Source organism: Providencia sp. PROV156, from assembly GCF_028480905.1.
GTDB lineage: Bacteria > Pseudomonadota > Gammaproteobacteria > Enterobacterales > Enterobacteriaceae > Providencia > Providencia hangzhouensis.
Genome location: NZ_JAMPPE010000004.1, coordinates 138,677 through 151,148, shown reverse-complemented (window position 1 = coordinate 151,148; position 12,472 = coordinate 138,677). Strand labels below are relative to the sequence as shown.

Annotated in this window: 10 protein-coding genes and 1 pseudogene; 5 read left to right on the top strand and 6 right to left on the bottom strand. The window is 40.3% G+C overall.

Annotation, left to right across the window (positions count from 1 at the left end; all coding sequences use genetic code 11):
• The first annotated feature begins 403 nt into the window (after positions 1–403).
• Complete coding sequence (locus PSF31_RS04270) at positions 404–1,336, top strand: hypothetical protein (RefSeq protein WP_164561160.1); 933 nt, start codon at positions 404–406, stop codon at positions 1,334–1,336.
• Positions 1,337–1,381: 45 nt separating this feature from the next.
• Positions 1,382–2,812, top strand: coding sequence for a DNA translocase FtsK (locus PSF31_RS04265; protein WP_232062906.1), 1,431 nt, complete (start codon positions 1,382–1,384; stop codon positions 2,810–2,812).
• Between the two features lie 99 nt (positions 2,813–2,911).
• Here the strand turns inward: PSF31_RS04265 and PSF31_RS04260 are convergent, their stop codons facing one another.
• From PSF31_RS04260 to PSF31_RS04245, 4 genes and pseudogenes are all read right to left on the bottom strand, one after another.
• Positions 2,912–3,466, bottom strand: coding sequence for an inovirus Gp2 family protein (locus PSF31_RS04260; protein ID WP_096863364.1), 555 nt, complete (start codon positions 3,464–3,466; stop codon positions 2,912–2,914).
• A gap of 299 nt (positions 3,467–3,765) precedes the next feature.
• Complete coding sequence (locus PSF31_RS04255; protein ID WP_226617211.1) at positions 3,766–4,350, bottom strand: resolvase; 585 nt, start codon at positions 4,348–4,350, stop codon at positions 3,766–3,768.
• A gap of 39 nt (positions 4,351–4,389) precedes the next feature.
• Positions 4,390–5,127 (bottom strand): hypothetical protein, encoded by a 738-nt coding sequence (locus tag PSF31_RS04250; protein WP_164561159.1) that lies wholly within the window; start codon positions 5,125–5,127, stop codon positions 4,390–4,392.
• A gap of 163 nt (positions 5,128–5,290) precedes the next feature.
• Positions 5,291–5,499 (bottom strand): annotated as a pseudogene (locus PSF31_RS04245) (helix-turn-helix transcriptional regulator).
• Positions 5,500–5,610: 111 nt separating this feature from the next.
• On the opposite strand from PSF31_RS04245, the gene PSF31_RS04240 reads away from it, so the two are divergent.
• From PSF31_RS04240 to PSF31_RS04230, 3 genes are all read left to right on the top strand, one after another.
• On the top strand, positions 5,611–6,402 hold the full coding sequence (locus PSF31_RS04240; RefSeq protein ID WP_164561158.1) for a hypothetical protein: 792 nt from the start codon (positions 5,611–5,613) through the stop codon (positions 6,400–6,402).
• A 247-nt stretch (positions 6,403–6,649) separates the two neighbouring features.
• Positions 6,650–6,874 carry a hypothetical protein gene (locus PSF31_RS04235; protein ID WP_096863367.1) on the top strand — a complete coding sequence of 75 codons (225 nt, stop codon included), beginning with the start codon at positions 6,650–6,652 and terminating at the stop codon, positions 6,872–6,874.
• A 661-nt stretch (positions 6,875–7,535) separates the two neighbouring features.
• Positions 7,536–7,772, top strand: coding sequence for a hypothetical protein (locus PSF31_RS04230; protein ID WP_096863369.1), 237 nt, complete (start codon positions 7,536–7,538; stop codon positions 7,770–7,772).
• Positions 7,773–7,807: 35 nt separating this feature from the next.
• Here PSF31_RS04230 and PSF31_RS04225 read toward each other — a convergent pair whose 3' ends face one another.
• Together PSF31_RS04225 and PSF31_RS04220 are read right to left on the bottom strand one after the other, a co-directional pair.
• Positions 7,808–8,485, bottom strand: coding sequence for a DUF1963 domain-containing protein (locus PSF31_RS04225; protein ID WP_096863370.1), 678 nt, complete (start codon positions 8,483–8,485; stop codon positions 7,808–7,810).
• 207 nt (positions 8,486–8,692) lie between these two features.
• On the bottom strand, positions 8,693–12,307 hold the full coding sequence (locus PSF31_RS04220) for a DEAD/DEAH box helicase (protein WP_096863371.1): 3,615 nt from the start codon (positions 12,305–12,307) through the stop codon (positions 8,693–8,695).
• Between the last annotated feature and the right edge of the window lie 165 nt (positions 12,308–12,472).

The window sequence follows — 12,472 nt, the reverse complement described above, 5'->3', positions numbered from 1 at the left end:
TTAAAGGTGAGCTTAAAGTACGGAATAGAGGGAACAACTTACTTTCATTGAGAGTATTATCTTAAGTTAAATTTACTGTTAACATTTACATAAATTGACAAGAAGGACAATAAGATGGAATCGCATTTTTTGGTAAATAAAATTTAATATCAGCTTTTAATTCCGTGATGGGTATTTATTAGTGATTAGAACTGGATTTTCGGTTTATACAGAATTTAAATTTAATGAGTGTAGGGTGTTTACTATTCGACATACACAATAATACTTATTATTTTATAATAAACTCTTTTTTATTGTGACATAAATAATTAACTCATTATTTTTATCTGATTTTTGTTGCTGTATACGTGTGATGATAAGGATATTTTTACCTTATTAGCAATAAACAGATTGGGGAGATGGTATGGCAAAAGGTTTAAAAATGTTTTTTGCTAGGCAATCTAAAAACGATGATCAATTGGTTTCTATTTCTGCGATTACAAAAGACAGTAAAGATGGGCTTATTTGCGAGTATTGCGATGCGAATGTGATTTGGGTAGATTCGTTTGTGCGTTTAGGTAGAACGATATCGCCATATTTACGCTTAGGCCCTAATCAAGAACATTCTGCTTCATGCAAAAATAATGTTAGAACGGCGGTAGAAGTATTGGTTGCAAAGTCTACAAATATTGAAGATACCAAAGATATTTTTCTTTCAGATCAAGGTACATTCACATTTCGGATGAATGTATTGTTAGAGGCTGAATCAGATTTCAAACGAGCAAAAAAAGCGTATGAAGATGAATGTGATAGTGAAGTTAGAGAGCGTAAAAATCGAGAGTATAAGGCATCTGAGAGAAGGCTTTCTAATTATTTTAACTCAGCAGCAGGCATAGCAAAAATTTGGGAAAGAATAGAAGAGAGTTCAGATAAAAAGCTGTTATCTGAACTTGTCGTTATCGAATTTAATGGCAAAAAAATTAAATGGAATAATTTTTTTTATGATGAAAGTCGATATCCTATTTTGCATAAAAAAGGGGATGGAATTGAGCATCCCGTCGCTATTGCTTTTACCGTGAAGGAAACAAGCAAACACATAGATACTGATAGCTCAAATTTTTATACGGTCAAAGGGGACAAGTACATTGTCCATTCGGCTGAAGACCAAGTAATACATTATGTACCGTCATTAAATGCTCATACAGATGATTATTTTAATAACTTACAAGAGGGAGATGAGCTTATTATTATTGGTAAACCTAAGTGCCCAAGAGGAGAACCTTGGCGTCATCTTATTTATAAAAATCTAAAATTTTGGGTATCGAATGAAAAACAACTGACAAAGCTAAGTGAATAACGCCTTTAGTATTTCTGGTTGTTTCATGTTTAGGAGAGAGTGGTGATGCAACCATTTATTTATACCTCTGAACTTTGCTGGTCACCTCAAGAATTAGACTTAATGGCCCAAGCGATTGAATCTTGCTTTTTGCAATACCAAATAAAAGGTGAGGTTGTCGGTTATGATGAAGGTGCAACATTTACACTCTTTAGAATCGAACTGGGCAGAGGTATAAAAGCCTCTCAAGTGACAGCGTTAGTGTCAGAATTGTGTCGTTCCTTGAGTGTCGTTGATATAAAAGTTATTGATTTTATAGCGGGTACACCTTACATCGGATTACGAGTCACTAACACCTATCGTAGAGCGGTGCCTTTTGTTGAATGCTTTAATCAATGGAGCGGAAGCAATGGTTTATCTTCGCTTTCTATCATGTTAGGAGAAGATATTATAGGGGATCCAGTTGGCTGGGATCTGGCTCAAATGCCGCATTTACTTATTGCGGGTGTGACGCGCTCAGGTAAGTCAATGTTAATGCATTCCTTGGTAATGAGTATTTTGTATAGAAATCCACCGGATAAAGTTCGCTTTGTTATGTTTGATACAAGCCAACTTGAACTCAGTTTATACAACGATATACTTCACTTATTATTTCCTTCCGTTTCTGACTCCGTTGAATCAATAAAGCCATTAACGTTTTTAGTTAATGAGTTAAAGCGTAGACAAAAATTATTTGGAGCATTAAATCAACGTAATTTGAGTGGTTACAATAAGGTAATCTCAAGTGCGAAAGAGTTAGGTAGGCCTATACCTGATCCCTTCTGGCGCCCTAATGAAAATTATAGCGATCATCCTTATTTAGGCTATGAGCCTGAAATTGTTGTTTGTATTGATGATTACGTTCAACTTATTGGCAAGTATAAACAAATAGGGGAAATGTTAGTTCTATTGAGCCAGCAAGGTCATGCGGTTGGTATTCATCTAATTCTAACGACTCGCAGCCCTTTATCCACCAGTATCGGTTCACAGCTTCGAATTAATATTCCTACGCGTATTGCTCTTTCTGTATCATCTAGGGCTGACTCTAATTTAATCCTTGATCAGTATGGGGCAGAATCACTATTTGGTTTGGGGGATATGCTATTCGCATCACCGAATTTATCTGAACCGACTAGGATCCAAGGTACTTATGTGAGTGATTCAGATATCAGGGATACAGTCGATTATTGTAAACGATGGGGAAGCGCGAGTTATCTTAATTTTTATGGGGATGCCCAGAATGAAGATGTGGCAGAGGAAGAACTTGACCCATTATTTGATCAAGTAACTGAGTATGTTGTAGAAAAACAGCGCGTTTCTATTTCAGGGATCCAGCGGCAGTTCCGGATCGGTTATAACAGAGCCGCAATGATTGTAGAGCAGCTAGAATTACAAGGCATAGTTAGTGAACAAGACCACAATGGTCATCGTGAGGTATTAGCTCCACCGTATGAGTAGCTACTAATATCGATTATTGTATAGGTGGCCCTAAGGCCACCACAAATATCAATACTGACTACGCCCTAAACTACGACGGACAGGACTGTACTGCTTGGATTATTCTTTTGCTAAATAACTTAATCGTTTCATGACTAATTGGTAATCGTCAAAAAATGATGATGAAAGTTTATTTAAACAATATCGGCAGTTTTCTGGGTAGTGTACTAATGTGCCTGTATCAAAAGAAGGATCAAATTCGAGCTGTAATGCATTGTACCAAGCTGTGGTGATCATGGCCCGTAAGCTAGGCTCGAACAAATTGTAGTCCCCTAAATGGTAGTATGCGTCTTTATTGAAGACTAAAAATACATGGTAGTGAGGCTGTATTGCAGTTGCAATTTCTTTTACCCACATATAACGCATAGTACGTTTACCTTGAAGCTTTTTACGGTGTTGATCGTGCTTAAGTTTAGCCTTTAAGGAATCAGTAAATCGGGATATAGGACTTCCTTCTAAATAAGGGAAACATGTCGGCATATCACCATTATCGATAATAGACGGAAAGCGAAGGTCAACTCGTATTACCGTGATACGAGGGTATTCCTTTAAAGCATAGTTCAATGTATCAGCAATGCATTCTAGATAAAATTCATTATATTCATTTTTAGACATGAGTATTCCCTAGGGTAATATTAACTTACCCTTTAATATGATTAAAGTAATATCGGGATAGGGCAAAGGAGCTGCGTTATCCATTTTTTTATAATTTAGTTAATAAGGTTTAAAATGGTTTTAATTAAATTAGATATCGTCTCCTTGGTGGTTTTTTATGTAATGCATTTCCACTATGGTTTTTTATTATTTATTTAGCTATGATAGATGGCATATATAATACCTATCCAACACGAAAACTATATTTAGAGTCGCACTGTAACTGCATTTTCTATTAATTGATTACTCTGGAGTTAGCCCTATTCGAAAATATCTTTATTCCAGTGTCGCTTTATAGTTGAAAGACTAATATTAAGTTTATTTGCTATCTCCTGCTGTTTATATCCTTTGCACTTCAGCTCGTAAATATAATACTTATACTTACTTCCTGCTGGTCGACCTAATGACTTATTTTGGGATAACGAAATGTAATGTCGCCTGCTTAGTTTTAGTGCTTCATAGCTTTCTTCTAAATCATTTAATAGATTCAGCACGTCTAGCAAGAAAAACTTCTGTTCAAATATATTCGTGATAGACTGATTAAGGATGATAACAGCCATACCAAGTTCGTGGCATCGAGATAAAATCTGTGCAGCCTGCTGAGTATTATTTCCTATATCATAGAGATTCCTTGTTATTAAAGTGTCTTCTGGTGTTAAAATATGGTCAATATGCTCCATAAGTTGTGGTGGAGGAAGTTTCACATCAAGCAATGGTTGACGTTCAATGATGATATTATCCTTAACCTCAGGGCAAAACGTGACAATTTCCTGTGTGTATTGCTCAAGATTTGCTAAGGCATCACTGTCATCATGTCTTACTCGGATGTATGCATATTGGCTCATTTTATTCCCTTAGGTGTCAAAAAACGTATTAATGATCTGTTATAGTGGGTTTATGATTATGGTGTTTGAGCTTTTGTCTATTCTTCTGCTGGCATTGTTCCTATCAATAACCCCAATTAGAATGCACTGATGGTTTGTGTGATAAATGGGTATAAAAGCCTCATAGGTATGTTTTAACTGTACCTTACTTTTCTTTATCGCTTCTTCAATGCCAAAAAAAACAATATCATTCATCGGTATGTTAATGATTCCATTAAAGTCAAAAACATAATTTTTATACTCAGTATTTTTAATTAAAATCGTATTTGATAATCCACCTGCTTTATGTAGCTTATAGTGAACATGCCTATCAGTATAAATAAAGATAACTTTCTTAATATTGGGTTCGCTAATATAGTGCTCTAGTTCTTCTTGAATGCTTATTTTTTCTTTGAGACCAACTTTAGGGCTTTTAAATGCATGAGGATAAGCATGTTGATCAATAATGACACCTTTTTCTATTATGTGCGTTTGCCATATGTCTAAAAGATGTTCAGCTAAAGAAAATGTCGATGCTTTCCCTTGATAATTCATTGCAGATTTATCTGGGGAAAATAATTTACTTTCAAGCTCATTAGTTAATTGAGTGTATTGGTTTATCTCTGAAAGTAATGGGCAAGCACTCCTTAATATACTGGATATTAAAGATGAACGTGAAGTTTTATGCTTATAGCAGTACTCATCTATCTGTTTTAAACTGTCTCCATTTTTTACAGTAATAGTTATCCGTTGAGACATGATAGTTATCCTCTCTTAAGTTTTTTATAAAAAAAATTTAACGTTATTGAATAGTCAATATTCGATAATTTAGGCCTGTTTTGGTTTTACCTCTTTAACTTCTTCACAATAATAAACATTTTCAATAAAACATTAATATCATTAATGATAAAGTAGCGACTAGCTAAGTTGACTCTCGTTGAAGTAACCAATCGTTGATTTCGAATTCGATCCAACCAACAGATTGCTTCCCTAATTTTTTTGTTTAGGAAACGTTGGGTCATACCTTGGTGATGTTGGGTTGATCCAGTCATAGATGGTGGAACGACCGATACCAATACGTTCGATTACAGTGGGTAGTCGTAACATTATAATATTAGATGTGTTTGTCATACTTTAGTTTCTCTTGGAATGTTTTAGGTAGTAGAAAGAATAATAAAAAAAATAATAGATGAACATGTAAGGGCTGAGATTTTTTTATGAATACATTTAGCAGGTAAATATATGAGTGAATTGAATGAAATATATATTCTTCTGGAAAGTGAATATATAAAGCAAAAAAATAAAGCAGTTTTACATTTAAATAATTGTTCATTTATGTCAGAAGCAGCTAAGAAAAAAGCTATTGATTTGATGTCGCCTGAAGGGGCGTTAGCATATAAGGATAGGGGGCTATATACAGAATACTTATATTTGGATGATGCTCAGCATTTAAGCCCTCAACTTTATGAAAATATTTGTATGGAAACTCGAATACTAGAAAATTGTATGGAAACGTCAATTTTAGGTAATAGCGCTAATGGCTATGCCAAAAACTATTGTTGGGTTATTGGTATTTATGCAGCTTGTGCTAATTACTTTTGGAAAACAGATAAAAAGATATCTATTGATGCTTTTATGAGTGCCATCCGTCTTCTTTCAGGTTTTAATTCAATCAATATCTATCGTGATCTTGTGAAGGTGGAAAGAATAAATCGTACAAAACGCAAGAGAATTTCATCCAAAGGGGGTGATGCGATTTCTAAACTAACTGAAATTTTCCGAATGGAATCTATCCGGTTACTCAATAAACATATGTCAGAAGGTAAGTTCCGGAAAAGTCGTCGAGAAGCTGTAGATGAAATAGCTGAAGAATTATGGCAATTCATTGAATCTAAAATTAATGAGGGGTATAAAACTCTGCTTAAGCAAGATACCTTAAACGAGGCGGTAGTGCGTTGGGCTGCAAAGAATAGTGATCTTGAGTGTGTATTTGATAGAGCCGTAAAGAAAAGGGCGAAAAAAAGTAAAATATAGTTGGTTTATATCCGAAGGAAAGTTAGTTTGATAGGCTAACTTTCTTCATTACGATGAAGGCTGGAGGATATACATTAGTCGGATTATCAAAGCAGGTGGATATATACTAGCTCAGCCTTGAATTGACAGGTTTTGCTGAAAATATACAACTATCCCCCTCTGATGAATTCAACAAAAGCATAATGTGGCGATAGTAGATATGTACCAAAACGATTAAGTATTAAACGGTTAATGGAGTTTGATTGAAATGGCTATTGTATTCATTCCTTCACTTATTGCATTACTTGAAGCAAAAGAGAAAGAGGCTGGGTGTGAATTGACTCAGTGCGAGGTTGAATCTATCCGTGATAATGCTACTGCTATTGAGTTACCAGCAGAAGTTGTAGACGATATGGACAAAAGCCGTGGCTATCAGGATCTCAATGCGAATAATGTCTGGAATGATTGGTTAATTTACAAGAAAATTAAATGATTATGAAATACGTTGAATAACTAAGAACTGTACTTCTCAAAATCGGTGCCTCAACCAAATAAGGCATGAATCAGCCTACCCAGTAAGTCGGTAATTCATTTACATATTGGTTAATTGTTGTTGTAAGTTCAGGCTGAATGACCAGTGTTCATCAATAGGCATTGTTTTTCGTGAGCGCGGATTTTACACAACCACTTGTTACTGTAAACAAATCAAAAGTTAGGTAACCACCTGAAATGATGTTAGCTACGTTCGTTTTGCAAAGTGGGCAAGTTTATTAAACCTGTAATCACAGCGATGTGTGTACATAGTTTCTTGAGCAAGATAGTTGCTATGAAAACTAATTGTAATGATAGTATTCAATCGATATAAATCGACAAAGATAAGAAAAGGGAGGTGTGATGTTTACCCCAGAATTAATAAATGAAGATCTAGGCGAGTTTATCCTTGTCGCTAACCACAGCTTGGCATCCCCGGAATCGATAAAGCTCAGTATTGCGTACAATCTAGCTAGAATATCCTGGGGAGTCACGCAGCTTCCACCGCACATTCGAACTTGCCGGATCGTTTATGACATCAGAGGACAATCAATCTCTGATCAAGTTCAAGCCCAGATTAGACTAGCGCTTGAGCATGTAGCTATTATGGAGTTTAAAAGCTAATGGGACTCCAACTAATTGTAAAAGCCGATCTTAAGAAGATAGAAAAAACACTGGGATCACTGACATCAGAATGTGAGATTTTCCCAGTCGCTGAAGGCCTTTTTGGTATCTCAATTCCGGAGCGAACTCTCTCATCCGTGGGTGAGGATGTCGTTCTACACAAGCTTGAAAAACTCAAGCGTTTTGACCTCTGGGAAGGAAGCTGGCAAAAATCTAAGCGACGTTGGCTCTGGTGAGTTTAGGTTTTGAGCAAAGACCTGACGTTGTACTTCTAATAAAACTGACATGAAAATGTCCAGACCCTCTCTGGTGACTTGTGAAAGTAACCGATACCATTGTCTGCCCACATCCAGTTTACTTTTTCCTCTGATCCCACCTGAAAGACAAAATCTTGAATTCCTGCACCATGTTGTATCTCCATCGGATAGCCTCCGACTTTGGTTCCTCTATATCGGTTAAAATCATCAAAGAAGCAGTCACTTGCTTCCTCATCCTCGTTTACGTCGGAAAGGTCAACAATATCCCAAGCATCCTCCCATCCTGGAGCATCATCATTGACATGCAACCATCGAATCGGAAATGCACGGTACGGCGTGTCTATTGCAGGCAATAATTCCAGTCCCTCAAGGGTGGTATATTCACGTATTAGCCAACCTTCCCCATGAGGTTTATCAAACGGGTGGCTTTCCATATTGTGGTAGAGCACCAGAAGTGCAATGTCCTTCAATTGTTTAGGGATCACGGGAAGCTCATCTACACGAATCTGAAGAAGTGGAAACATCGGTACTCCTTTCCAGACTGGTAATCCTTCACCCGGTAGAGCGACTCCTTTCAAAAACCAAGATGTAATGGGGTCTGCTGTAGGGCGAAAACCACCTACCTGTGCCACCGATGCGGGACGTAATTTAGATCTGAGTTCTTCTAAAACTAGTGCACTCTTGGATTTCATGTTTGTAGCCTTGCGTATGTAGATATTTTTTAGTTTCTAAAATAGCGCTATTTTTATTATATATCGTAATTACTACCTAACAGGGGGCACGAATTTCTGGATTGCTTCTTCTAACACAGAGCGTTTAGCCCGTTACTGACGTAAGTTGAAGATTAGTTACGAGTTGGCATCCATTATTGAATACCAGCTCATATATTGTCAGGCTGATTATGCTAATTGCCGTTGCAGGACCTGCAGGCTAGTTCCTGCTCCAGCCCATGCAACAGCTGAACCAACCACATATAGGTTTTGCTTAGCCCGTGAGACGGCTACATTAATAATGTTTGGCGGGCTAGCTGCCCACTGGCGAGCCCTTTGCTGACTGGCTTTCGGCGCACCTAGCAGCAGGATAACCGTGTCTGCCTCTCGGCCTTGGAACGTATGAATAGTGCCTACACGATCACTGCTCCACTCATCCAGCTTTACACCCAACGCCTTCAGCAGACTTGTCTCACTGTTGAGACGCCGACGCATTTGCTGTTCTACGATCTTGAATGGTGTGATGATAAAGACATCTGGGTTTGTAATGCCCGATGCCGCTAATTTTTTAAGAATTTGCACAACCATGTCTCCCTCGTCTGCGCACCATTTTGTCTCGGCATCGCCATTGACGTCGAACCAGCGTGATTGTCCTAACGTTGAGCCAATAGAACCCGGTTTTTTAGGCCTGACGGCATGGACCATCTGCCCAGAATAGGCGATAGCATTAGAGACATCGAACATTGGATTCTGGCAGCGCCTGTGAACAAGGAGTGGTAATCCAACCTCTCGATCACCGGCGTCCGTGATGAATGTGGATTTGAAGCGCGATGCTTGATCCGCGAGTGTCTGCGTAGATGCTGTGGGGGCAGACCATTCTAACTGGTCAATATCGAAGAACTGGCAGATAGCGGCGTTTAGCTTCTCGGGAAGAGAAACCACTGGAGGGATCTGCAACGGATCGCCTACCACAATAGAACGCTTTGCCCGCATGATAGCGCCAATTGCCGCCTGAGGAACGGCTTGACCCGCTTCATCGACTAGAAGCCAGCCAATACTTTCAGGAGGCAGATCCCCGAACATCGTCCGGACGGAGGCAAAGGTTGTGGACACTGTCGGTACTACCATGAAAAGGCTTGACCAGAGGTCAGGGAGAAGTCCACGGTGAGCGGGAGACTGAAATGCGCCAGCTACCATGCCCGACATCAATAACCCAAGATTGTGTTGCAAGTGGTTAGCCGAAGCATCGATGAATGCTTTATGCACAGCCAAAGCGGCGGCGAAGAGATCCTCACGCAGGCGGTGAATTTCATCGGGAAGCCATGGTGCTGTCAGGTGGATAGCCTCGTGCTCTCGCTCGAAGAACTGCTCATCAACAACTCTGTCACCCATGAGATTTCGAGCCCGAGCCGCTGTTGCCTTCAATTCCTCTACTACCTGCCATTTACTTGAAATTTCATGTTCGAGCTGCTGTAACTGGGACTGAGCGTCGTTCCACCTAGCTCTTGCAAGCTCAAGGTCATCATTCACAATCAGCACCTGTGAGGCAGATTGCTGTAAGGTTTCCGAGAGATTTTGCAATGCCGACTTCCAAGACTTCCAGGCTGAAGTCCCGAACAAGCGAGAGAAAAAACCAGGGCGGCCAGCAAGATGGCTATCGAGCAAAGCTTTGTTCAACTCAACTTGCGACTTTGCCTTCTCCTGTTCCCTATGGGTAGATTCAGCAATCTGGTATGTCTGTTCGATGGCTTCATTTAGGCTAGGACGAAGCAGTTCCAGTTTTTGAAGTTCAGTGGTCGCTCCCTTGAGAGCCTGAATATCTCGGCGCATCATTTCGATACTGGCTATTTCAGTATCTATCGTTTCCTTTAGTTTAAGGAATATGGCTCGTGATTTTTGCCAAGCAGCAGCGGCGTCTGCTTTGTTGGTGCTGGGCTGCTCATTGATGACTACGCTAGGCATCACTCGATCAATGATTGCACCCGTTTGTTCATCCTTGATTTCACGCATGACGTTCATTCCGCGAGCAGCTTTCAGGTAGGTAAGAAAACCGCTGTCCTCGTTCCACCAGAAATTTTGCTGGAAAGCACCTCTATTGCTGCTATTACCAAGTGTGGCGGCAATCAATCCCCAGGTCTCGATAGGATCGGATAGGGTAGCCTCCTCTGGTTCGAAGGAGCCTATGCGTTTGGGGTTTGCAATTAAATCACTGATGGATCGGAAATAGGCAATCTGTTCATGGCGTCCATTAGCTTCTTTGAGGGGAAGCTCTTTGCTGACGTTTTCGACCGCTTTGTTATTGGAGGATGCTACGACGATTTCATGGCCCTTCAAGGATTCATGTAACCTGTAGAAATGCAGAAAAGCATTAGAGCCAAATGCCTGTTTCTCGCCTGTTGTGGAAAAGGCATCCTGTGGTTTGTTGAAGGCGACCATAGCTGTGGCCCGATCAAGAATGCAACTAACAACGATATCTCGGAGAAGAGTTGTCTTTCCTGTGCCCGGTGGCCCATTTATGCCAATGATACCTGGAGCATCAACCAGCTCAACACGTGCCGCATTCACAGCGGCCTGTTGAAGTAACACTAATGGGTGACCACCTTGTGAAGGCCAACGAGCCTGCGGTATGAGAGATGGTGCGACGAACGGCTCGACTGAGGAAACGGGGGACAACACATCGATTTTCTGGTTAGGTCTGCCTATTCCCATGTAGCGCTGCAAACCAATTCCTGCATTATCCGCTTCGATCAATTTTACTGCTTCGCCAAGATCTTCGAGATAGAAAGAATTCAGCAACGAAGGCTCAGGTGGTGTTTTGTTCTTGAAATAATGAAATACTTTGATTACAAATGAAGGTGGTTCAACCAAATGCTCGGGTACATTGAATTGTGATACAAGCCATCTATGAGCATTAATAATAGTATCCAGATCGACCGGTATGGGTTCTCCATCCTCGTTATGGCGGCGAACCATCTGCTCTAAACGCTCGATAATGCGCCGCTCTACTTTCGGCCAAGCCCCTAAGCTACCAAGTTTCAGATCGAGTACTGGCTTGAGCGCCCAAGCAAAACTGGAAACGGCGACGCCGTTGTTTTCAAGTACAAAGCCTTCCTTGTCGACCAAGATTGAGCCTATGGCTGCTTTCTTTCCATCCGGCCTTGATTGCTCCTCATCCTCACCAAAAACCTTGACCAATTCGTCTGTCGCCTTGTCGAGTGCTATAGCGCCGAGGATGATTTCGAAATAAAGCTTATGCTTAGGCTTGCTGCGGGCATTTGGTCCCCATGGAATGTCTCGATCCAATAGGGTAACCCTGGAACGGTCTCCAGCTGCCATATCTTCTGGGCGCTTATAGCTTTGAGGTGATAGCGCTTCGAGCGCTGTCCATGCCGCCAATATCGCGGGCGCATCATTCGCCTTACCTGATGGAGTGAGAGACGGGAATGAACCTAGATCAATTTGCTCGTTGCTGAATTGCTGTCCTATTACTGTGTCTGGAGTAGGCTCAGGCTTTGGTTGTACCGTCGTTTCGGGTGTATTGTGGACAACAACTTCGGAAGATTGCGTGAATGCAGAATCGGAATGAAATGCTGGCGCGATGGAATCAGGCGTGGAGACTACACTGCAATCGTTAACGGCGTTTAGGGCCTGCTCGACTTTAGTCGTCAGCGTTCGCGCCTTAGTAGTGTTTCGAAAGGTCAGCTCGTTCAACAGGCGTTCAAGTTCACTAGCGTTGTTGTGTGACCGTTCGAATATTGCTTCCAGCTCGAAAATTGATTTTTGCAAATACTCTCTTGTCGTCATTTATTTCTTCTGCTCTAAATTTCATCAATTGAGAGATATTATACTGATTAGATTGATTTCTAAAACTGTTAACTTCCTTTGTTGGTCCTAAGTGAGCTATATCAGAAGATAGAATGTTCGCTTAGAGTGAATAGCGGCCATTCACGCTCGGTGAATGAGGACCTT

What these genes read in the sequence shown, in the direction of transcription:
- PSF31_RS04220 (WP_096863371.1), bottom strand. Translation starts at nt 12,307, where the DNA reads ATGACGACAAGAGAGTATTTGCAAAAATCAATTTTCGAGCTGGAAGCA.
- PSF31_RS04255 (WP_226617211.1), bottom strand. Translation starts at nt 4,350, where the DNA reads ATGAGCCAATATGCATACATCCGAGTAAGACATGATGACAGTGATGCC.
- PSF31_RS04250 (WP_164561159.1), bottom strand. Translation starts at nt 5,127, where the DNA reads ATGTCTCAACGGATAACTATTACTGTAAAAAATGGAGACAGTTTAAAA.
- PSF31_RS04260 (WP_096863364.1), bottom strand. Translation starts at nt 3,466, where the DNA reads ATGTCTAAAAATGAATATAATGAATTTTATCTAGAATGCATTGCTGAT.
- PSF31_RS04225 (WP_096863370.1), bottom strand. Translation starts at nt 8,485, where the DNA reads ATGAAATCCAAGAGTGCACTAGTTTTAGAAGAACTCAGATCTAAATTA.
- PSF31_RS04240 (WP_164561158.1), top strand. Translation starts at nt 5,611, where the DNA reads ATGAGTGAATTGAATGAAATATATATTCTTCTGGAAAGTGAATATATA.
- PSF31_RS04230 (WP_096863369.1), top strand. Translation starts at nt 7,536, where the DNA reads ATGGGACTCCAACTAATTGTAAAAGCCGATCTTAAGAAGATAGAAAAA.
- PSF31_RS04270 (WP_164561160.1), top strand. Translation starts at nt 404, where the DNA reads ATGGCAAAAGGTTTAAAAATGTTTTTTGCTAGGCAATCTAAAAACGAT.
- PSF31_RS04235 (WP_096863367.1), top strand. Translation starts at nt 6,650, where the DNA reads ATGGCTATTGTATTCATTCCTTCACTTATTGCATTACTTGAAGCAAAA.
- PSF31_RS04265 (WP_232062906.1), top strand. Translation starts at nt 1,382, where the DNA reads ATGCAACCATTTATTTATACCTCTGAACTTTGCTGGTCACCTCAAGAA.